Source organism: Methanobacteriaceae archaeon (assembly GCA_030656015.1).
Taxonomy (GTDB): Archaea; Methanobacteriota; Methanobacteria; order Methanobacteriales; family Methanobacteriaceae; genus UBA349.
Genome location: JAUSNX010000014.1, coordinates 259,383 through 278,866 on the forward strand (window position 1 = coordinate 259,383; position 19,484 = coordinate 278,866).

Annotated in this window: 27 protein-coding genes and 1 tRNA gene; 24 read left to right on the plus strand and 4 right to left on the minus strand. The window is 35.3% G+C overall.

Annotation, left to right across the window (positions count from 1 at the left end; all coding sequences use genetic code 11):
- Window positions 1-4: 4 nt before the first annotated feature.
- The 7 genes from Q7I96_11050 to Q7I96_11080 all read left to right on the plus strand — a co-directional run bounded on the left by Q7I96_11050 (window position 5) and on the right by Q7I96_11080 (window position 4,874).
- Complete coding sequence (locus Q7I96_11050) at window positions 5-757, plus strand: DUF4013 domain-containing protein (GenBank protein MDO9628139.1); 753 nt, start codon at window positions 5-7, stop codon at window positions 755-757.
- A gap of 24 nt (window positions 758-781) precedes the next feature.
- On the plus strand, window positions 782-1,453 hold the full coding sequence (locus Q7I96_11055) for a DUF4013 domain-containing protein (protein MDO9628140.1): 672 nt from the start codon (window positions 782-784) through the stop codon (window positions 1,451-1,453).
- Window positions 1,454-1,479: 26 nt separating this feature from the next.
- Window positions 1,480-2,139: a DUF4013 domain-containing protein gene (locus tag Q7I96_11060; GenBank protein MDO9628141.1), complete on the plus strand. Its 660-nt coding sequence runs from the start codon at window positions 1,480-1,482 to the stop codon at window positions 2,137-2,139.
- Window positions 2,136-2,960 carry a DUF4013 domain-containing protein gene (locus Q7I96_11065; GenBank protein MDO9628142.1) on the plus strand — a complete coding sequence of 275 codons (825 nt, stop codon included), beginning with the start codon at window positions 2,136-2,138 and terminating at the stop codon, window positions 2,958-2,960. Before Q7I96_11060 ends, Q7I96_11065 begins: the two co-directional genes overlap by 4 nt.
- A 145-nt stretch (window positions 2,961-3,105) precedes the next feature.
- Complete coding sequence (locus Q7I96_11070; protein MDO9628143.1) at window positions 3,106-3,819, plus strand: DUF4013 domain-containing protein; 714 nt, start codon at window positions 3,106-3,108, stop codon at window positions 3,817-3,819.
- 108 nt (window positions 3,820-3,927) lie between these two features.
- Window positions 3,928-4,003: transfer RNA gene (locus tag Q7I96_11075), tRNA-Arg, on the plus strand.
- A 289-nt stretch (window positions 4,004-4,292) separates the two neighbouring features.
- Entirely contained in the window at window positions 4,293-4,874 is a 582-nt protein-coding gene (locus Q7I96_11080) for a YdeI/OmpD-associated family protein (protein ID MDO9628144.1), read from the plus strand.
- Between the two features lie 67 nt (window positions 4,875-4,941).
- Here the strand turns inward: Q7I96_11080 and Q7I96_11085 are convergent, their stop codons facing one another.
- Window positions 4,942-6,825: an ATP-dependent DNA helicase gene (locus Q7I96_11085; protein MDO9628145.1), complete on the minus strand. Its 1,884-nt coding sequence runs from the start codon at window positions 6,823-6,825 to the stop codon at window positions 4,942-4,944.
- 388 nt (window positions 6,826-7,213) lie between these two features.
- Between Q7I96_11085 and cobI the strand changes: the two genes are divergently transcribed.
- On the plus strand, window positions 7,214-7,912 hold the full coding sequence (gene cobI / locus Q7I96_11090) for a precorrin-2 C(20)-methyltransferase (protein ID MDO9628146.1): 699 nt from the start codon (window positions 7,214-7,216) through the stop codon (window positions 7,910-7,912).
- A gap of 104 nt (window positions 7,913-8,016) precedes the next feature.
- On the opposite strand, the gene Q7I96_11095 is transcribed toward cobI, so the two are convergent.
- Window positions 8,017-8,478 (minus strand): SRPBCC domain-containing protein, encoded by a 462-nt coding sequence (locus tag Q7I96_11095; protein MDO9628147.1) that lies wholly within the window; start codon window positions 8,476-8,478, stop codon window positions 8,017-8,019.
- A gap of 180 nt (window positions 8,479-8,658) precedes the next feature.
- Window positions 8,659-9,483 (minus strand): V4R domain-containing protein, encoded by an 825-nt coding sequence (locus Q7I96_11100; protein ID MDO9628148.1) that lies wholly within the window; start codon window positions 9,481-9,483, stop codon window positions 8,659-8,661.
- Here Q7I96_11100 and Q7I96_11105 point away from each other — a divergent pair, their 5' ends adjacent.
- From Q7I96_11105 to Q7I96_11120, 4 genes are all read left to right on the plus strand, one after another.
- Window positions 9,484-9,630, plus strand: a complete 147-nt coding sequence (locus tag Q7I96_11105; protein MDO9628149.1) for a hypothetical protein — start codon at window positions 9,484-9,486, stop codon at window positions 9,628-9,630.
- A 120-nt stretch (window positions 9,631-9,750) separates the two neighbouring features.
- On the plus strand, window positions 9,751-10,974 hold the full coding sequence (locus Q7I96_11110) for an FprA family A-type flavoprotein (GenBank protein MDO9628150.1): 1,224 nt from the start codon (window positions 9,751-9,753) through the stop codon (window positions 10,972-10,974).
- Between the two features lie 173 nt (window positions 10,975-11,147).
- Window positions 11,148-11,564, plus strand: a complete 417-nt coding sequence (locus tag Q7I96_11115; GenBank protein MDO9628151.1) for a ferritin family protein — start codon at window positions 11,148-11,150, stop codon at window positions 11,562-11,564.
- A 311-nt stretch (window positions 11,565-11,875) separates the two neighbouring features.
- Window positions 11,876-12,514, plus strand: coding sequence for a DUF998 domain-containing protein (locus Q7I96_11120; protein ID MDO9628152.1), 639 nt, complete (start codon window positions 11,876-11,878; stop codon window positions 12,512-12,514).
- A 65-nt stretch (window positions 12,515-12,579) separates the two neighbouring features.
- On the opposite strand, the gene Q7I96_11125 is transcribed toward Q7I96_11120, so the two are convergent.
- Window positions 12,580-13,989 carry an FAD-dependent oxidoreductase gene (locus Q7I96_11125; protein MDO9628153.1) on the minus strand — a complete coding sequence of 470 codons (1,410 nt, stop codon included), beginning with the start codon at window positions 13,987-13,989 and terminating at the stop codon, window positions 12,580-12,582.
- Between the two features lie 332 nt (window positions 13,990-14,321).
- Between Q7I96_11125 and arsM the strand changes: the two genes are divergently transcribed.
- The 12 genes from arsM (at window position 14,322) to Q7I96_11185 (ending at window position 19,363) form a co-directional block, all read left to right on the plus strand.
- Entirely contained in the window at window positions 14,322-15,077 is a 756-nt protein-coding gene (arsM, locus tag Q7I96_11130) for an arsenite methyltransferase (GenBank protein ID MDO9628154.1), read from the plus strand.
- A 46-nt stretch (window positions 15,078-15,123) separates the two neighbouring features.
- The gene (locus tag Q7I96_11135) at window positions 15,124-15,339 is read left to right on the plus strand and encodes a hypothetical protein (GenBank protein ID MDO9628155.1); all 216 of its coding nucleotides are present in this window, start codon (window positions 15,124-15,126) and stop codon (window positions 15,337-15,339) included.
- Between the two features lie 137 nt (window positions 15,340-15,476).
- Window positions 15,477-15,764, plus strand: coding sequence for a hypothetical protein (locus tag Q7I96_11140; GenBank protein MDO9628156.1), 288 nt, complete (start codon window positions 15,477-15,479; stop codon window positions 15,762-15,764).
- Window positions 15,765-15,818: 54 nt separating this feature from the next.
- The gene (locus Q7I96_11145; protein ID MDO9628157.1) at window positions 15,819-16,097 is read left to right on the plus strand and encodes a 4Fe-4S binding protein; all 279 of its coding nucleotides are present in this window, start codon (window positions 15,819-15,821) and stop codon (window positions 16,095-16,097) included.
- Between the two features lie 7 nt (window positions 16,098-16,104).
- Entirely contained in the window at window positions 16,105-16,305 is a 201-nt protein-coding gene (locus tag Q7I96_11150; GenBank protein ID MDO9628158.1) for a hypothetical protein, read from the plus strand.
- Window positions 16,306-16,323: 18 nt separating this feature from the next.
- Complete coding sequence (locus tag Q7I96_11155) at window positions 16,324-16,680, plus strand: metalloregulator ArsR/SmtB family transcription factor (GenBank protein ID MDO9628159.1); 357 nt, start codon at window positions 16,324-16,326, stop codon at window positions 16,678-16,680.
- 51 nt (window positions 16,681-16,731) lie between these two features.
- Window positions 16,732-17,106, plus strand: coding sequence for a putative zinc-binding protein (locus Q7I96_11160; GenBank protein MDO9628160.1), 375 nt, complete (start codon window positions 16,732-16,734; stop codon window positions 17,104-17,106).
- A gap of 47 nt (window positions 17,107-17,153) precedes the next feature.
- Window positions 17,154-17,573, plus strand: a complete 420-nt coding sequence (locus tag Q7I96_11165; GenBank protein MDO9628161.1) for an arsenate reductase ArsC — start codon at window positions 17,154-17,156, stop codon at window positions 17,571-17,573.
- A 49-nt stretch (window positions 17,574-17,622) separates the two neighbouring features.
- On the plus strand, window positions 17,623-18,279 hold the full coding sequence (locus tag Q7I96_11170) for a DUF166 family protein (GenBank protein MDO9628162.1): 657 nt from the start codon (window positions 17,623-17,625) through the stop codon (window positions 18,277-18,279).
- A gap of 76 nt (window positions 18,280-18,355) precedes the next feature.
- A complete protein-coding gene (locus Q7I96_11175; GenBank protein ID MDO9628163.1) occupies window positions 18,356-18,532 on the plus strand; it encodes a hypothetical protein in 177 nt (58 codons plus the stop codon).
- A gap of 19 nt (window positions 18,533-18,551) precedes the next feature.
- The gene (locus Q7I96_11180) at window positions 18,552-18,830 is read left to right on the plus strand and encodes a hypothetical protein (protein ID MDO9628164.1); all 279 of its coding nucleotides are present in this window, start codon (window positions 18,552-18,554) and stop codon (window positions 18,828-18,830) included.
- A gap of 26 nt (window positions 18,831-18,856) precedes the next feature.
- Complete coding sequence (locus Q7I96_11185; protein MDO9628165.1) at window positions 18,857-19,363, plus strand: hypothetical protein; 507 nt, start codon at window positions 18,857-18,859, stop codon at window positions 19,361-19,363.
- Window positions 19,364-19,484: the final 121 nt, after the last annotated feature.

Here is a 19,484-nt window from a genome sequence, read left to right on the forward strand (position 1 = left end):
AAACATGAATTTTAGTGATGTATTTGTAGATTCCCTTCGTTATCCTTTTAGTGATTGGAGAAAACTTTTAATTTTGTTAATTATGGTTTCAAGTACCATATTCCTGGGCCAATTTATTCTAATAATCATTCCCATTGGTATAATATTAAATGGTTATTTAATTCGGATTATTGAAAGTACCTTAGAAGGCTCAGATGAATTTCCTGCTTTTAATGACCTCAAAAAACTGATAATAGATGGTATAAAGTTTATTATAGTTAGCATGATTTATGCAATCCCATTATTAGTTGCCTCATTCATTTCATTGGCATTCTTAACCGTTGATCCAAATTCAATGAATTATGCATCCTTTTTAATCTCACTAATTGTTGGTTTCGGTGTGAATATCATTTTTTTAATGGGTCTGAGCAATATGGTCTATGAAAAAACCATTTTCGGCGCATTTCAATTCAGAAAAATTATTAGCTTAATTAATGAGGTCAGTTGGAAAAAATACTTGATTTATCTGCTTTTCTTTACATTGATGGTAGAGGGTGTTGATCTTATCACATTAGTCATCAGTTCAACTGTCATTTTCATTAGTCCCCTAGATATTCCTATGGTCTGGGAAAATCATATTTCTTACTCATTCCTTGCTTATGTGATATTCAATGGGATAATAAGCACTTACATATTGATATTTGGTAGCCGATTCAGGGGATTAATTTATCCTATTAAATCTCTTAAAAGTGAAAATAAAACTAATAATGAAGCATAGATATGAGAAAGTAGATGATAAGACATGAGATCTAAAGAAATCATTAAAGATTCCCTTATTTATCCATTTCTGGATTTGAAAAAAACTCTAACCATATTTATTCTATTTTTAACCAGTTTTTTAATAATTCCCGGAATTATGGCCTGCGGTTACTTACTTCAATTAATCGGGAAGACAACTCAAGGTTCTAAAGAATTATGGGCCTATGATACTAAGAGAAATCTGTTGTTGGATGGTGCGAAATTCCTGGGCATGTTCCTAATATTTGGAACAATTTTTTATGGCATTCTATGGGCTTTAGAAAAACTTTTAATCAATTTTACTACATTAAATAGTCCAGAAACTTATATTATAACCGCCGTTTTCACCATTGCCTTCAACATGTTTTTTGTCATGTCTCTGGCCCATATGGCCCATGAAAAACGTTTTATATCTGCTTTTAACATTAAGAAAATATTTAATTTAATAAAAAAAGTGGGAATAAAAAAATACACGTTTTTATTAGTTATTTTTACCTTGGTGGCTGAATTCATAAACGAGGTTCCGATAGGGATAATGAAAAATCTTATAAGCTTTAACGGAATCTGGGGAAATATAAGTTTTATATTGTTTAGTCTGGTGATTTTAAGCTATATAATAATATTTGCCAGCAGATTTACAGGTTTGATTTATCCAGAAAACAAGACGAATAATTGAATAATGAAAGTGATAGAGGTTAAAAAATGAATTTTAAGGAAGTATTTGTTGATTCATTAAAATTTCCAGTTATCAACTTGAAACAATGGTTAATTTTAATAATCTTATTTATAGGAAGTCCTTTAGTATTGCCCTTTATTCTAGGAATGGGATATCTATTAAGAATCGTAGAATCAAGTTCTAATGGCTCAAATGAGGCCCCTAAATTTAATGAATGGAAATTAATGTTTAAAGACGGCCTGAAATATATCATAGGCGGCTTTATGATCTTGATGATTCCCGGCGGTTTTTTAATGGTCATGGGTGTTAATTTAGAAGGAAATAACATATTATCTCTTATTATCCTTACTTTAGTCAATTTAGTTCTTTATTATTTCTTCATCATGGCCTTGAGCAATATGGCCCATACAAAACAATTTAAGGCCTTTTTTGATGTTAGAAAAATATTTGGATTAATAAAAAAACTGGGAAATGGCAAATATTTCATTTTTGTGTTAATATTCACCTTAATGGAAACTATAATTACGGTAATCGTAGTTTGGCCTAAATTAGGAGCTTTAGAATATATGTTCCTGATTTTATTTGCCTTAAGTTATTTACAAATATTCCAAAGCAGATTTGCAGGTTTAGTGTATTTAAAAACAACTGAAATTGATGAAATAATTAAAAAAGGAGACATAAAATGAAAATTAAAGAAATAATATCCGACTCAATTACCTTTCCATTTTCCAATCCAGTTAGATTCCTCACCCTGGGATTTATACTGATATTCAGTTCCCTCATACTGCCCATGATACTGGCCGGAGGATATTTACTGAGAATAATAAAAAATACTTCTCAGGGAATTCATGAAATGCCCCCTTTTGAAGATTTCGTCGATATGTTTATTGATGGATTAAAATTTCTGCTGGTGAATCTTGTATATTCTATTCCCGCAGGAATATTCATAATTTTAGCAATTATGATATCAATATATACCTCTTTTAGTAAAAACATACTGGCAACCGGTCAGATCAGTGATCAAACTATGGCCATGTACTCTGGTTCCGCCTATTCCTTGAATCTTCAAATGTTTGACGGTACCTTGCCCCTAGTATTGTTGGGAATTGGAATAATACTCCTGGCCCTGAGTTATCTGATACAAATGATTGCCCTACCCCGCATGGTTTACAAAAATAAATTTGGGGCCGCTTTTGAAATTAAAGAGATTTATAAAGAGATTAAAATGCTGGGCTGGGGAAAATATCTGATTTGCGGAATTTTCTTCGTGTGCGTTATCTTTTTAACCACCACCATTGGCCTGATTTTGCCTGATCTTCTTAAAAGTTTTGGAGTCGGTGGTTACATCCTAAGCCTGATAATAATAGGTTTAGTAGTCAGTTCATTTGAATATGCCTTCCAAGGAAGATTTATGGGCCTTGTTTATCCAGTTGAAGTAGAAAATGAAGATGACCATGAAAAATTGGCAGAAAAGCAGCCTCGGTTTGCCCAGAACAATGAAAATTAAATATAACTTTTTATTTTTTTATAAACACATGCAAGAATTGAAAATTCATTCAAATATTAAAAAATCTAAAAGATAAATTCAGAAAATGTAATATTAAGAATTAGCTAAATTAATTAAAACAAAGAACTTTACTGGAGTAATATGCATGAACCTTGGAGATATGATTTCAAATTCAATTAAATTCCCTTTTAGTGATATGAAAAGATTTTTAGGACTTTTTCTTTTATATTTAAGTAGCATTACAATATTCTTGTTTCCTCTGACTATGGGTTATTCCCTGCGAATTATTGAAGCAACCACTCAGGGCAAAAATGAGTTGCCGGAATTTGTGGAATGGGGTAGGATGTATATAGATGGTTTAAAGCTGATTTTAATCTCAATAGTCTACTTTTTGATTCCAGCTATCCTCATTATCCTATCTGTGGTTATGATGAGTATTTCAGCAAGTTCTATTGTTTTGCTGATTATAGGACTTCTGGTTTTTATAATAATCAACCTGATCTATATTACCGCTGTGAACAATATGGCCTATGAAAAGAAATTAGAAGCCGCTTTTGACTTTAAAAAAATATTAGGAATCATAAAAAATATGGGCTGGTTAAACTACTTTGCTTATGTCCTCATAGCGGGTATCATAGCTGGTTTATTGTCTTTAATATCTGATCTATTCTCTTCAATAGAATTTTTTGGATTGGCCGGGTTATTGATAGGTCTCCTAGTATCATTATTAATCAGTAGTTACAGTTTAATGTACCAGTACAGATTTTTTGGACTATTATATTGCCATATGAAAACAGAATTATCACCTGAGAATGAAATTATAGAAAAAGAAGCGCCGGATGGTGGTTCTGAAATATAATTTTGTTAGAATAATTCTAAATATTTTTTTTATTTTTAACAGAATAGTTTATAAGGGAAAACCATCTAACAACTAATTTGCTTATATTAAGACTAAATTTATAATTAAGGGCCTGTAGTCTAGCCTGGAATATGACGTGGGACTTCGGATCCCAAGGTCGGGGGTTCAAATCCCCCCAGGTCCGCTATACTATTACTTTTATAGTTCGTTGACAGAGGCCGATTTTCAATTGACTTGAAAAATCACCTTTCGCTCTCTATGGCCTCTAGAGAACTACCATTTGTTAATTCTGCTTTTTTAATCATTACTGGTAATTTAAAATAGTTATTAATTCTTTATGTTTTTGACTTTATTTTCAGATTTTATTTTGACATTAAATTTAGTTTTATCACAAATTTCAGTTTAATTTTCTTAATTAATTTTTAAATTCAATTAGAAATTTTTTAATTAATATCACCACCATAATATCAAACATGATGAAATCTCCCAGCTCCCACTTAGGCCGTTATTATCCGGCCACCCGCCAAGAATGGAAGCAGTGGCTAAAAGATAACCATAAAACCTCAGCAGGCATATGGATCATTTATTATAAAAAAGGAAGCCAAAAACCAAGGGTATCCTATGATGATGCTGTGGAAGAGGCCCTTAGTTTTGGCTGGATTGACAGCACGGCCCATGCTCTAGATGAAGAGCGATATATGCAATTATTTACTCCCCGCAAGCCAAACAGTACCTGGTCGCGTATAAACAAGCAACGGGTGGAAAAACTTATAAAACTAGGTACCATGACCCCTGCTGGTCTGAAGAAAATTGAAATTGCCAAGAAAAATGGTTCCTGGAGCATAATGGATGATGTGGAAGATTTAATTGTTCCCAATAATCTAGAAATTGAATTTAAAAAAAATAAAGAGGCCCGCTCAAATTATAACAATTTTTCAAATTCTGTGAAAAAACAGGTTTTGTGGTTAATTGTAAGTGCTAAAAGGCCAGATACCCGGAAAAGAAGAATTAAAAAAGTTATAAAAGCTGTAGAAAAGAACGAAAAGCCATTTTAATATATCCTGGCCATTATATAAGCCATTTATGTAATTCAGGATATTTATCTAAAACACATTAATCAGTTCATTCATCCTCAATAACGGCCTCTTTAAAGAATTCAGGTACCAGAGAACGGTACAATGGACTTTTAAATAGCATTTTTATATTCTCATCCAGCACATAGGTGTAACACTCATCGTCCTGGGCCCTCATTCCCCGCCCATAGGCCTGCATAAGAGTCATTACAGTTTTATAGGCATACCATTTCTGGTCACGTTTTCGGCGCATGTTTACCTGTCTATCGCCCAGATAAGGGAATGGAACCTTGTAAATAACCTGAAAACGGCACTTATCATAGGGCAAATCCACCCCTTCACTCATGGAAGGGCTCACCAGGACCAGAGGCGATAAACTATTTTCAAATTGCTTTAAAACTCGCTCCCGGTTCATAGAATTGTGGGGTGTTAAACGAGAGTTAGGAATTTTTTGCATGATATAATTTTGACACTGGTAATTGTGAGTATGAATCAGCCCCTTATCGTGCTGGTGCCTTTTAAGAATCTTGTTTAAAATAGGTAAAGTATCAGGAGCAGTCCGTTTAATACGGTTTTTAGACATCTTACCTGCTAATTTGAATTCAATAGGCCGTTTAGATGCGGGAAATGGGCTGTCCACTTTGACGAAATATACTTCCCGGGGATCCAGGCCTAACCACTTGCAAAACATCTGATGAGAAAGAATAGTAGCACTCATGAATATACAGGTTTTTGCATGTTTGAATAAATTCTCTTCAGCATAATGATGAACTCTAAGTGGCTTAAATGAAACTCCGCCCTGATTAGGATCTACTACCCAATTTTTAGGTTCTTTCTCCAGATTTTCAGCCAGATCTCCCAGTCGAGAAACGGTATGGTTTATTCTATCTGCCTTATTTTTAGGCATGTCTTTAACATTTATATCCTGGTAGGAATCTCTTAAAAACTCCACCTGCAATATCCAATCGTTAGGGTCGGTGAATGTGGCCATTTTTGGAGGAATAACCTTTTTAATATCTTTTTCCAGTCTCTGATTGGAAACGATCACTTCTAATCTCCTCATGAGCTTATCTTCAATGTTGTGGGCCTCATCCAATATCATGAGGTCCCTTGCTCCGAAATGCCCCACGTAATTCAGTTCCAGAAGGGCATAATCATAATTCATGAGGGTGATGTCACTATTAACTGCATCCGCTTTTTGATCCCAGTAATGACAGTGGTCTGATGATTGGAAAAATACTGGATTGCCAAAAGAATCCTCGAATGCTTCAATGGCTCCAATAGTTGGTGATTTGCTCACCCCATAGCGACAATGGAATTTTTTAGAGCTGGGAGTGGTTTGACAGGTCCCAATGTCACAACCAGATTCCAGATCATCTGTCTTGCAGGAAAAGTTGCCCCTACCTTTTACCTGGCCAAAATCAAATTCATACGCATATTGATTCTGTAACTGTTTAGTCATGGTCAAAATATAGGCCGGTTCATATATTCTGGCCAAGGTGGTGGCTATAGCAGATTTACCAGTTCCTGTTCCTGCTTCCAGGACAATGTAGCGAAATCCTTCGTCAATAGCATTTTTAATATCCGATATAATGTCCAGCTGCCCTTCTCTCGGATCTGGAAAAGGGAAATTGTTAATAATTTCCTCGTCGATGTCCGGGAATCTACTTTTTATTTCGTTCCGTCGGGAAGATGAAAGAATAGTGCTGTTGGAAGGTTTTTTTGGAGTATAGGTAGAGGGTTTTGGAGAAGAATTTCTATAGGATTTGTTATAAAGTATATCTCTGGATTTCTCCTGTTTTGTGCTCTCAGGCCTAACGTAAGATTCTATTTTACTTTTAAAAGAGTTTGTACTTTTAGTTTTATTCCTATCACTGCATATACAACGATTTCTCATCATTCCACAATCAGGACAAAAAAGAGGGTTTGCCATGCCACATATATTAGTTTTGATGTTATAAATAAGTTTAAAGAGACCATTTGAAAAGTATTAATAAGCTCTTCTCCAGAGGTATTAAGCAGTTGGTCTTTGTAAAACTTTAAAAATTCCATTTTATAATGGTTAATTAAGCAAATAGATTAAAAAAAATCTGAAATTATTAAATTAAATTATAAATAAATAAATATAAGCAATGTGTATAAAATAGAAATTAATATTCTAAACGCTTATTCTAAAGTTTAAAATTCATTATTTTATTCTATATTAGAATTAATTAGAGTAATTAACTGTTTAATTCAGATATAATATTAATTATCAATGATTTTTAATTTACAAAAAATTTACTAACTAATTTAAATAATAAGGACCTTAGGTGTATTTTATGTCAAAAGGAAAATTAATAGGAGTGGGAGTGGGGCCTGGTGACCCTGAACTTCTAACTATCAAGGCCGGAAAAATTTTAAGCGAAGTAGCAGTGATATGTGCCCCTCGATCAGCCCCTGAAAAGCCCAGCATAGCTCTAGCCATTGTTCAGCCCACATTAAGTAATAGAAAAGATGATTATGAAACACTGGAACCTGTTTTTCCTATGACTGAGGATAAAAAGTCTCTGGAAGAACACTGGGACCAGGCCGCAGACATGGTGGCCATTCATTTAGAAAATGGAGATGACGTGGCCTTTGTGACCTTAGGAGATCCTTCCATATTCAGTACCTTCTCCTACCTTCAAAAGAGGATCCTGGAGAAAGGATATGATGTAGAAATGGTTCCAGGCATAACATCTTTTACAGGTTGTGCCTCAGCAGCAGGTATTCCACTGGTAGAAAAGGATGAGATACTAGTTATTGTTCCTAAAGTGGATAATAGACTGGAAAACATTCTAGACGATGGAGATACCTTCGTTATAATGAAAACTTCCCGCCATGGTGAATTGCTAGAGAACACTATTGAGGCCGATGAGCGGAATAAAGAAATTATTTCCGTGCAGAACTGTACCATGGAGAATGAAGAAGTGGTGCAAGGTTTTGTTAAAAATAAGAAATATCTCTCCACCACCCTGGTGAAGTTTTCCCGTGATTAAAATCGATTAAATCTTAAAAAACTTAATTTAATTAAATATTTATTTAATTATTTTAATTTATTTTAGATATTAGATGCCTTTTTTACTATCAAATCAAGCTCTTTCTATTTTTCTGCCAGTTCTTTTAGTATTTGTAGAGCTTTTGTCCAGGCATCCAGAAGATATTGCTTTAATTCTTCATCTATTTCTTCAGGCGCTGATAAATCCACTATTACCTCAGTTTTGCCATCAATCTCTTTAAAGGTATAATTTTCATGTGATCCGGCCCATTCTTTGGCCTCTTCACCTGTAGTATTTTCTTTTCTATCTTCCACCACACCTGTAGGTTCAATAGAAACGAACTCATAAGGCCTGCTTTCTTTAATCTGGGTCACCATTCCAGACATCTTCCCTTTCTCGTCCGGTGCCAGAAAAAGCATTTTACTGCCTTGATTCCAGTCCCCTTCATAGAAAGAACCCGGCATAAATGGCTCGGCCCATATTTTGTAAGTATCCAGATCAAGCATGGTGCGCCAGACCTTTTCTTTTGGAGCATTAATTACTATTGAAAATTGCTGATTTTCCATATTTATTCCCCCTTTTAAAATTCCTTAATGGATTTAAAATCAGAAAAATGTTCCGATTATTATTATTATTATTATAATATTTGAATTTTTAAATATAAAAATTGACTTATTTAACAAAAAATATTAATAAAGTTAATTTTTCTACAAAATCAGATTATTATTCAACTAATATTCAAAAAGTTAATCAGGAGACAACTCTTCAGAAAGCTCATCCAAAGATCCAATAACAAAACAACAGTACTTATCTCCTTTAGCATAGCACTTAATTTCATTAACAATAATTTTCTGAGATAAATGAGCCGAAAAGACAGCTTCCAATATTCCAGCATCCATTGCACATGCAGATTCACCCACATTAGGAAGAAGGCCACATTCAAAACAGTCATAGGCCCGTACCGTAATAGGATTTAAATTTTCTATCTCCAACCTACCCAGGCCATTGGATACCCAGAAATCGGCCAGATTTTTTAATAGCTCGCTGGTTTTTTTATTTTCCAGTTGTCGATAAAATACCTCCCCGATGCGCATCCCAGTCTGATTAAGTATAGGGTCCAGATTTATGCCTTCTTTAATCATTGCCACCCTTAAGGTGTGGAACATGAGCCGGAAAAATTCAAAAGGATCCCCATTATTTATTAAATTCTTTATAAGAAATTCTACTTTTTCTTCTTCTCTTTCCTGGACTTCTTGCTGGTTTAATTCACCAATATAACGAGAATTAATGAAAAATATCTTTTTACGTTGATCTGCAGGATGAGTTTTAGATCCAATTACCCCGTCTTGAGATAGGGCCTTGAGATGGACCGAAACGGTGGATTTAGATTTTCCAGTCACCTTCACTATCTCGTCGAAACTCAGTTCCTTTTCTCTTAAAGCAGAAAGTATAATGGATTTTACAGGGCTTTTAACTACATTTAGTCCTTTTGGAGTTGAAAAAATCTTTATAGGGCTTTTATTATTATTTTCCGACATTATATTTTTCTGCACGTTCTTTGGGGTTTCCATTTGATCTACCTGAATAATGATATGCTGGTTTTAGTATATAATAGTTCGCCCAATATAGAATGTTCGAGGAGAAGCGAACAGAAAATATTATATATTAGTTCGTATAGTATAGTATATTCTAGGAAAGACAAACAAGTTGAACAATGACAATAAATAATGACATAATAAATAAATTATCAATAAATAACACGAAATCGTTGTTCAATGAGTTCATTGAATTGTTAAAATAATTTAAATAGAATAATAAAGTTTTATAACGGTGAAAATATGAAAGCAGAAGCAACAAAGATTACTGATGGAGTATACTGGGTAGGAGTATTAGATTGGGATTTGAGAACTTACCATGGATACACCTTGAATGGAACTAGCTACAATGCCTACCTGGTTTTCGGTGAGAAAAAAGTGGCCTTAATTGACAATGCCTACCCTGGAAAATTCCCAGAACTCTATGCTAGAATCGAAAACGCCTTCCAGCAAGAGGGAAGAGAAGTTAATATTGATGTTATTGTTCAAAACCACGTGGAAAAAGATCACAGTGGATTACTGGTAGAATTACATAAGAAATTCCCACAAGCCCCTATTTACTGCACAGAAATTGCAATTCCTGGTCTTTTAAAGCATTTCCCTGCTCTGGAAGGAGCAGAATTCGTGAAAGTAGGTACTGGAGAAGCTCTGGAACTGGGAGGAAAAACTCTGGCCTTTTTAGAAGCTTTCCTCTTGCACTGGCCAGACAGCATGTTCACCTTACTGGTGGAAGACGGCATATTATTCCCAAATGATGCATTTGGACAGCATCTGTGCTTCCCACAAAGATACGATCATCAAATTCCAGAATACATTCTAATGGATGCCACTAAAAAGTTCTATGCCAACCTGATTACACCATTATCCAAATTAGTGTTGAAAAAATTCCAGGAAGTCACCGATCTAGGATTATTAGAACAAATAAAAATGATTGCACCATCACACGGTCAAATCTGGACCGACCCTATGAAAGTTATTGGGGCCTACAGTGAATGGGCCACTGGAAAGTGCGAGGACAAGGTCACCATCATATACGATACCATGCATTCCTCCACACAGAAACTGGCACATTCACTGGCTGAAGGTGTAATGAGTGAGGGAATTAACGTGGAAATCTACTACCTCCACGAAGATGAGCGAAGTGAGATTGTTAAGTCTATACTGGACAGTAAAGCTATCGCCTTGGGTGCACCAACCATTTATGATGAACCATTCCCTAGTGTGGGAGACCTTATTTACTATCTCCGAGGATTGAAATTCGACCGTACTGGAAGAGAAAGATTGGCAGTCACCTTTGGATCCATGGGTGGCCAAGGAGGAGCACCGGCCAGCCTGTCCAAGGATTTAACTGACTGCGGATTCAATGTCAGGGAACAATACGAAATATTATATGTTCCTGACCAGGACGAGCTGGATGCCATCTTTGAAGTGGGTAAAAAACTGGCCCAGAAAGTTAAAACATTGTAAATGATGAATCTGGTTTTTTAATCAATAAGTTAAACACCAGCATTCAATTATTTAATTTAATTTTATATTCGCTAAAACCCCCTAACCTTGCGAAATAATATAAAAATAAAATGTCCCGGGGAACCGGGCATTAAACTCACAAAAATAAAATAAACCATTTGGAGGAATAAAATATGGAAATTATAAACGAACACGAAATTGGAATTTGTAAAGGAACTGACTTAGAAAAAGCTGTAGCAGCCAATTTTAATGGTGAATGTCAAGAAGTGGGAATGTACCTGGCCATGGCCCGATTAGCCCAAAGAGAAGGACTTCCAGAAATTGCTGAAACCTTGAAAACCATTGCCGGGGAAGAAGCAGAACATGCATCGCATTTTGCTGAATTAAACGGTGTTATCAAAACTTCCTTAAGAGAAAACCTGGAAATGATGTTGGAAGGCGAAACCATGGCCAACAATGAGAAAAAGGCGGCAGCCAAACTGGCTAAAGAATGTGATATTGATCCTGCCCATGATTTCTTTGATGAAAGCTCTAGAGATGAAGGAAGACACGCCAAAATGTTACAGGGATTACTGGAGAGATACTTTTAATTGAAATCCATTCAATTAATTTTTAATAAGATGTGCCGCCTCCAAGGAATCATCTAATTCTCTCCATTTCCTTTAATTTTTTTATAATTCTTTTTTTATCTTTAAAAATTTAAATTCCAGAATTTATCTTAATTTTTTGGTTATAATAAAAAATTAATCATATATTCAAATCTAGTTGTTTAGAACTAACGTTAGTTTTATATAGGTTGAAAAACACTGCTACTAACGAACGTTAGTTTATAAATTGTAAAATAAAAATAATTGAATTTACAAAATAATTTTAATCAGATTTTATATAAAATTGTGATTCTATGACCGAAAAAATAAAAAATTCTAATAAATTAAATCTCACCCGTTCCGGGCTTCTTTTTTTCCTGGTAGGTTCTATAATTTTGATGGGGATTATTACCGCTGAGACTTTCTATCCTGAAAAATATACTTACACCACTTCAGATAGTATGATTAGTGATCTGGGGGCCACCGAACCACCAAACAGTATCATAACCCAGCCATCCGCCACCATATTCAATTTTAGCATGATTATAGTGGGTATTTTAGTTCTTTTAGGTACTTATTTCTTATTTAGGGCCTTAAATGATAAAATAGCGACAATTCTAATAGGATTATTAGGATTAGGAGCTTTAGGTGTGGGAATATTTCCAGGAAATGTGAATCCTCAGCACCCTCTATTTGCTCTGACCACTTTCATCAGCGGAGGAGTATCTGCTATTTACTCCTACCGCTTGATCAATTCGCCATTTAAATATTTATCCGTTTTATTTGGAATTACTGGCCTGTTTTTCTTATTTACCGCCATTATTTTTATACCAATTATGGGAGGGGGCGGAGTTGAAAGATGGGTCGCTTACCCCATAGTGCTGTGGTTGATTGGATTTGGAGGATATTTAATGGGATTAAGCTCTAAAGAGAAAGAAATTGTTGCTAAATAAAATAAACAGGAAAAAATAAGAAAAAAGGTAAAAAGGTTTTAATTTTCAAAATATCTCCAAAATAATCAAGATTTAAGATTATTCGAGATATTGTGGTTTGAATCTTTTTTATTTTCCTTTCTTTTATGCATACGTTGCAGTTTAGCGCAAGCATCCTCTGCTGCTAGAATAATAGGATCTATAACCATAGAAACTGGAGGAGCATATGAAAATTCTGTATTGGCCAATTCTGCACAAGTCATTTCCTGGGCAATGGCCAGAGACATGGTGTCCACTCTTTCGGCCACTCGCTCTTCAGCGATGATTTGGCAACCTATGATTCGTCCTTTCATATCACAGATCATTTTTACATCAATTCTTTTTGCCCCAGGATAATAACGGGCCTTGGTAAGGGCCTTACTTTTGCCAGAAATTACTTTTATTCCATTCTGCAAGGCAGATGTTTTGGTCAAACCAACCGCTCCAAATTCCAGATTACCTACCTGAGATACCATGGAGTTCAAAACCGGGTTAAATTTAGCATCAATCCCCACAATATTCCGGGCCGCAATTTTAGCCTGTCTTACTGCAGTGGAACCTAAAGGAGATTGAGTATTATGGCCAGTTATGGCATCATATACCTCAACACAGTCCCCTACAGCATATATATTGGGAACCGAGGTTTGCATCTTCTCGTTTACTTCGATGGCCCATCTTCCCAAATCACAACCCGCCATTTTAGCCATGGTGGTTTCCGGGCGCACCCCAGTAGCTAAAATAACCATATCGGTTCTTATTTCTTCTTCATCACCAAATATGGCACCTTCCACTTGTGTTTCCCCAGTGATTTTTTCAATAGGTGTTCCTAAAATTACATTTATTCCCTTTTTCTCAATGTAATTTTGGACTATTTTGGCCATGTCTGGATCCAGTGAGCGAGGAACGATTTGAGGAAGCATTTCGGTCACGGTGACATCCAAGCCCATATTTTTAAGGCCAAAAGCAATTTCCAGGCCAATTAATCCAGCACCTACCACAATAGCTTTTTTGCTTTTTTCAGCCCATCTCATTATTTGTTTTCCATCTTTAATTGTTCGGATTTTGAAAACTCCATCCAGGTAACACCCTTCCATAGGTGGAATAAAAGGAGAACCTCCTGTGGCAATTACTAGATAATCATATTTTAATTCCTTTTCAACATCATTTTGGCCTTCTTGTAGATGGTATTTAATAGTATTTTCCGCTTCTTTTACCTCAACTACCTCTGCTTGAATTATAACATCGATATTCCGCTCCAGATAATCCTCTGGTTCATGCATGATTATATTTTCAAAGCAATCTACTTCCCCGCACAATACGTAGGGTATTGCACATGGAGAGTATGCTATGTGCTCTTCCCGAGTTATAACGGTTATTTCAGCATTTTCGTCGTATTTACGTATGTTGGAAGCTGTGGAAAGCCCACCGGCCCCTCCACCAATTACTACTACTTTCATTTTGTTTTTTTCTCCTGTAGGAAATTAAAATTTGATATAATTTCTGTAAATTTTGCCTTATAAGTTATGGGAATTATATCCTCAGGATGCCTAAAAGAATAAAAAATTAGCTAGATAAAACAGCCCATAATGGTTCCCATTAAATTTAAGATAATAATTGGTCGATTTTAATTTAATTCTTATAATTGTCTCTTAAGAATCAACAGAACATTTATATACTATATCCATATATTTAGATATAGTGATTATATCCATGAATTTGGATATATGGAAATAAGTTGAATAAAAATTTCACCATAAATTGATTAAATTAAAATTTTGAGGGTTTTAAAATGCAGGAAAAAGAAATCAAGGAATTCGTAAAAGACAGGTACTCCAAAATAGCAAAAAAAGAAAATTCCTCTTGTTCATGCTGTTCAGGAGCAGATTCAGTTACTGAACAGGCTCAGGCAGTAGGATACAGTACCGAAGAACTTAAAAGTATTCCTGAAGAGGCAGTATTTGGTTTAGGATGTGGAAACCCCACTGCACTTGCCGAAATTCAGGATGGGGAGACCGTACTGGATTTAGGTTCCGGTGGAGGTATAGATGTTTTCCTGGCATCCAATAAAGTGGGAGATGGAGGAAAAGTCATTGGATTGGACATGACTCCGGACATGATTGAAACTGCCGTTAAAAATGCCCAAAAAGGTGGATACACCAATGTAGAATTCAAATTAGGTGAAATAGAAAATTTGCCTATTGAAGAGAGCACTATTGATGTTATAATCAGTAACTGTGTCATAAATCTCACCCCTGATAAAAATAAGGCCTATCAAGAAGTTTATCGGGTTTTAAAACCGGGAGGAAGAATTTTAGTCTCGGATCTAGTTACTGAAGGCCATATTCCCCATGAGATACGAAAAAACTTCCAGGCCTGGTCTGAATGTATTGGTGGAGCCATGGAGAAGCAAGATTATTTAAGTACCATTAAAAAAGCCGGTTTTAAAGAAGTGGAAATAATAGAACAACATTTTTTCACCGAAACTAATATGGACGAACGTCTTATAGGAAAAATCACCAGCATACAACTCAAAGCCATGAAATAAGAATAATTTACAATTTTGAAACTAAAAATATTTACGAGGTTAAACTATGGATAATAATAATAAATATGGATGCGAGTCCGAGAATAATGAATATTCTACAGAATCAGAAGAAAATAAATTTGATGCACTTAAAGAAAATGAAGAATGCTTGTGTAGTGAAAAATCCTCAGAAAACGAGGCAGAATCTCCTGAAAATAGTGGATGTGGTTGTGATGAATCACTAGCAGAAACAATGACTCCGGATGTGGATGTGGAGATGTAGAATATCCCGACCAATCACAAGTTAATAATCCAGAAAATGCAGAATTTCTGGCATCTGAAGAGTTTATCAAAGAATTTGAGAGCTATACTAAATCACTGGGAATTAGTAGTATAGGATACAGCCAAATTACTTCTGATTTGTTAATTAAAGATAAATTCATCCCTTATCCCCACACCATTGTATTGACCATGCCCATGGGTGAAGATATCATTGCTACTGCCCCCGGGGAGGAAGCTCAGGAGTTAAATAATGCTGCCTATGCTAAATTAGGTGAAATAAGCTATAAAATTTCAGATTATCTTCGAAAAAATGGTTACGCCACCCAGGTGGCCCATACTTACGAAGGTAATATTAATTTCTCCCCGCTGGCTCAAAAAGCAGGATTAGTACAGATAGGAAAAATTGGCCTTCTCATAACCCCTTAACTTGGCCCTCGACTGAAAATTTCTGCTATATTCGTCAGTATAGCAAATTTACCTGTGAAAAACGAAAATGAGCATTCCTGGATAAATGATTACTGTAATAGATGCAGCAACTGTGTTAAGGCCTGCCCTGAAAAAGCACTGCTAGAAAAAGAAGCTTGCTGTGGAAATACTGAAACGAAACTGGTGCAAAAACTCTGTATAGGTTGTAGCCAGGGTTGTACATACTGTATAGAAGATTGTCCCTTCCACAGTAAAGGTTATGACCACCTTAAAATTAAATTTGACAAAATGACGGCTAAATTAAGAGAAAAAAACAAAAATAAGTGCTATTAATCTTAACATGTGTGATTTGATGGTTAAAGAAGAAAATGAAAAGGTGAGAATGAAAAACACCCACAGCAGAGGTGGCATTTCATGTAAATGGGGGATAAACGTGCAAAAAGAATCTCATCTTAAAGATGCCATATGTGAAAAATGTGATAAGGTATATAAAACTGATAAAGAGGAATATATTTGTCCTGATTGCCAAAATAAAAGTTGAAAGCTAAAGGTGATTTATTTGAAAACATGTGAAATTACTGGCGAAGGAGACCATTATAATGGCCAGATTAAAAGATTAAAAGAAACCATAGCTAAAATTCCAGAGGATAAGCAATTACAAGATAAGTCAGAGATATTCAAGGCAATTTCTGATCCCACCCGGATTAAAATATTGTATTTGCTTCAAGATGGTGAGCTGTGTGTTTGTGAAATTACTGACGTTCTGGAAAAACCTCAATCAACCATTTCACATCATTTAAATGTTTTAAAAAAAGCTGGTTTTATTCAGGGCCGTAAAGAAGGACTATGGATCCATTACCAGCTCACCAATGACCAATTACTGGAATTAATTGAAAATTTAAGTGATTTAATTTAAAAATCGTGGCCAGAGTCTTATAAATAATTATTCGAATTAGGAGAAATCAGAATGGAAAAAGAAAAAATTGCCCTGTGTCCCTGTAATGGAATGAGTCCCTACGGCCTCGTGGCCCGAGCTTCATGTTCAGATGTTGTAGAAGAATCACCAGATGTCATATCAGTCTGTATTACTGCTACATCGGCAGATAAAGAAGGTTTTAAGGAAATTATAAAAAAATATCCCATAATGGCCGTGAATGGCTGCGAACACTCTTGTGTGGATATGATATTAGCCAGTAAAGGAGTTAAAGTTGCAGACAGTATGAATGTAATGACTCCCCTGCAAGAAAATGACTTGAAACCAGGTGGCGTGGCCCGCTTAGGTGAATCTGGTGAAAAATGCGTGATGGAAATTAAAAAGATAATTAAAGATCGTGTTGAATAAATAATTAAAAAATTAATATTTACTTATCCACTTCAAAAGGTGTTTAAATGGAATCAAATAAGAAAAAAGTCATTTTCATATGTAAAAATAATTCAGGACGGTCCCAGTTGGCGGAAGCTTTACTAAAAAATACCTATAGCAATCATTATGAAGTTTACTCTGCCGGATCAGAACCTCTGGAAATTAATCCCCTTACCATAGAAGTTCTAAGGGAAATAGGTATTGATATCTCTCAAAATAAATCAAAAAGTCTGGAAAAATTCCAAGGCCATGAATTTGATTATGTGGTATCCCTATGTGATGAAGGGGCCTGTCCGGTTTTTATTGGAGGTAAAAGCCATATCCATCAGGGATTTCCCGACCCTCGTGAATTTAAAGGTGATGATAACACCCAGTTAAATTCTTTAAGAAATTTAAGAGATAATATCCAGGAATGGATAAAAAAAGAATTTAGTAGAGAAATTTAAAATAGTTAAAAAATGATTTTAATAGATTTTAAGTTAGTGGAGGGCCATTATGATTAAAATAGCCATAGTAACTGACGGGCCTTATGGAGATCGGGCCTATGAAAACATCAAAGAAGAGTTTGAAACAGATTTTATCGAGCTTGAACCACCAGTTGGTGCATTTATTGATGAAATAGAAGTTCCAGAGGATGCTTTAGAAAAATTAACAGAAGCCAATGTTATTTTAACCTATGTAATCCACCCAGACCTCACCCTGGAACTGGTAGAGCATCTCCACGATAAGGTGGACTGGATAATCGTTGGGGCCTGGAGAGGAAAAGGTTTCAAACAGCAGTTAACCCGATTTGGAAATATTACTGCTCCAGAAAACATGTGCGATCTGGAGGAAAATGGAAATCCAGTATTTGATGAATTCGTGGCTAAATTTGGCCAACCCATAGTCAAAATTAATTGTCAGAGCGATAAAGTCTTGGATGTGAAAGTCATAAGGGGATCTCCCTGTGGAGCAACTGATTTTGTGGCCAAAGACGTTATTGGAAGGAATACTGAAGGGCTGGCCAGTCGGGCCGGATTGAGGATTCAACACTACCCCTGCAGGGCACCTAAAATGCGATTATTAAGTGACGATGAGTGTAAAAAAGAAATGGCTGCTAATATGCACCGTGACGCCTTTGAAAGAGGCCTGGAAGAATCTAAAAAAGAGTGATTTATTCGCTTCTTATTTTCTTATTAACCATGCAATAATCAATTAAGAATATATTATGTTTCAATAGGGTATTTAAATGAAATCTAAAGAAATTATAAATAATTCAAAAAGATGCGACTCCACTGGGCTCAGTTTTCTGGATCGTTATCTTACACTATGGATATTCCTGGCCATGATCTTAGGAGTTTCCATCGGTTACTTTATAACTGGATGTGATTCTTTCTTAAATCAATTTTTCGTGGGAACTGCCTGATGTTTTTCGCGACTGTAAAGTGCTGGGACTGGCCATGTTCCAAAACTGGATAGGAGCGCCCATTTTTATGTTTGTTCTGGCCGTGATATTCTTATCCAACTATCCAGAGTACGTGGTATGTTTAATATTAATTGGTATTGCTCCCTGCATAGCCATGGTTTTAGTATGGAATGAACTGGCCCAGGGAAATAATGAGTACGCTGCCAGTTTAGTCGCTTTTAACAGTGTATTTCAGGTTTTATTCTACAGCGTTTATGCCTGGTTCTTTATCATGGTTTTGTTGCCCTGTTTAGGATAAATGGGACCAGCATCGATTTAAGCATTTTGGAAATTGCCCAAAGTGTTTTTATTTATCTGGGCATTCCTTTCCTGGCGGGTATGCTAACCAGATTTATTCTGGTTAAAAGAAAAGGTAAGATCTGGTATCATGAGCAATTCATACCTAAAATTAGTCCTATAACCCTCATAGCTCTTTTATTTACTATTGTGGTCATGTTCAGCCTAAAAGGAAATTATATAGTGCAGATACCATTTGATGTTATAATAATTGCCATTCCCCTTTTAATTTACTTTGTGGTGATGTTCTTTGTAACATTCTATTTAGGGCGTAGAATAGGTGCAGACTACTCTAAAACAACTGCCATTTCCTTCACTTCCGCCAGCAATAATTTTGAACTGGCCATTGCAGTGGCCATAGCTGTTTTTGGAATTGGTTCTAGTGTGGCATTTGCAACAGTAATAGGGCCCTTAATTGAAGTTCCCATACTTATAGGTCTGGTTAATGTGGCACTTTGGTTCCAGAAAAAGTATTTTGTGAAAAGTGGTTTTTAAAGGCCTTATTTTTCATGAATTTAATTTTTTAAATTATTTTTTTATTTTTAAAATAACCCCCAGCTTATAAATTAAATAATTTCTCATTATTATTCATGGACAATTATTTATCTTGAAAAAA

What these genes read in the sequence shown, in the direction of transcription:
- Q7I96_11165 (MDO9628161.1), top strand. Translation starts at nt 17,154, where the DNA reads ATGGAATCAAATAAGAAAAAAGTCATTTTCATATGTAAAAATAATTCA.
- Q7I96_11170 (MDO9628162.1), top strand. Translation starts at nt 17,623, where the DNA reads ATGATTAAAATAGCCATAGTAACTGACGGGCCTTATGGAGATCGGGCC.
- arsM (MDO9628154.1), top strand. Translation starts at nt 14,322, where the DNA reads ATGCAGGAAAAAGAAATCAAGGAATTCGTAAAAGACAGGTACTCCAAA.
- Q7I96_11150 (MDO9628158.1), top strand. Translation starts at nt 16,105, where the DNA reads ATGTGTGATTTGATGGTTAAAGAAGAAAATGAAAAGGTGAGAATGAAA.
- Q7I96_11055 (MDO9628140.1), top strand. Translation starts at nt 782, where the DNA reads ATGAGATCTAAAGAAATCATTAAAGATTCCCTTATTTATCCATTTCTG.
- cobI (MDO9628146.1), top strand. Translation starts at nt 7,214, where the DNA reads ATGTCAAAAGGAAAATTAATAGGAGTGGGAGTGGGGCCTGGTGACCCT.
- Q7I96_11085 (MDO9628145.1), bottom strand. Translation starts at nt 6,825, where the DNA reads ATGGCAAACCCTCTTTTTTGTCCTGATTGTGGAATGATGAGAAATCGT.
- Q7I96_11050 (MDO9628139.1), top strand. Translation starts at nt 5, where the DNA reads ATGAATTTTAGTGATGTATTTGTAGATTCCCTTCGTTATCCTTTTAGT.
- Q7I96_11095 (MDO9628147.1), bottom strand. Translation starts at nt 8,478, where the DNA reads ATGGAAAATCAGCAATTTTCAATAGTAATTAATGCTCCAAAAGAAAAG.
- Q7I96_11115 (MDO9628151.1), top strand. Translation starts at nt 11,148, where the DNA reads ATGGAAATTATAAACGAACACGAAATTGGAATTTGTAAAGGAACTGAC.
- Q7I96_11160 (MDO9628160.1), top strand. Translation starts at nt 16,732, where the DNA reads ATGGAAAAAGAAAAAATTGCCCTGTGTCCCTGTAATGGAATGAGTCCC.
- Q7I96_11065 (MDO9628142.1), top strand. Translation starts at nt 2,136, where the DNA reads ATGAAAATTAAAGAAATAATATCCGACTCAATTACCTTTCCATTTTCC.
- Q7I96_11100 (MDO9628148.1), bottom strand. Translation starts at nt 9,483, where the DNA reads ATGGAAACCCCAAAGAACGTGCAGAAAAATATAATGTCGGAAAATAAT.
- Q7I96_11110 (MDO9628150.1), top strand. Translation starts at nt 9,751, where the DNA reads ATGAAAGCAGAAGCAACAAAGATTACTGATGGAGTATACTGGGTAGGA.
- Q7I96_11120 (MDO9628152.1), top strand. Translation starts at nt 11,876, where the DNA reads ATGACCGAAAAAATAAAAAATTCTAATAAATTAAATCTCACCCGTTCC.
- Q7I96_11070 (MDO9628143.1), top strand. Translation starts at nt 3,106, where the DNA reads ATGAACCTTGGAGATATGATTTCAAATTCAATTAAATTCCCTTTTAGT.
- Q7I96_11135 (MDO9628155.1), top strand. Translation starts at nt 15,124, where the DNA reads ATGGATAATAATAATAAATATGGATGCGAGTCCGAGAATAATGAATAT.
- Q7I96_11125 (MDO9628153.1), bottom strand. Translation starts at nt 13,989, where the DNA reads ATGAAAGTAGTAGTAATTGGTGGAGGGGCCGGTGGGCTTTCCACAGCT.
- Q7I96_11060 (MDO9628141.1), top strand. Translation starts at nt 1,480, where the DNA reads ATGAATTTTAAGGAAGTATTTGTTGATTCATTAAAATTTCCAGTTATC.
- Q7I96_11175 (MDO9628163.1), top strand. Translation starts at nt 18,356, where the DNA reads ATGAAATCTAAAGAAATTATAAATAATTCAAAAAGATGCGACTCCACT.
- Q7I96_11080 (MDO9628144.1), top strand. Translation starts at nt 4,293, where the DNA reads ATGATGAAATCTCCCAGCTCCCACTTAGGCCGTTATTATCCGGCCACC.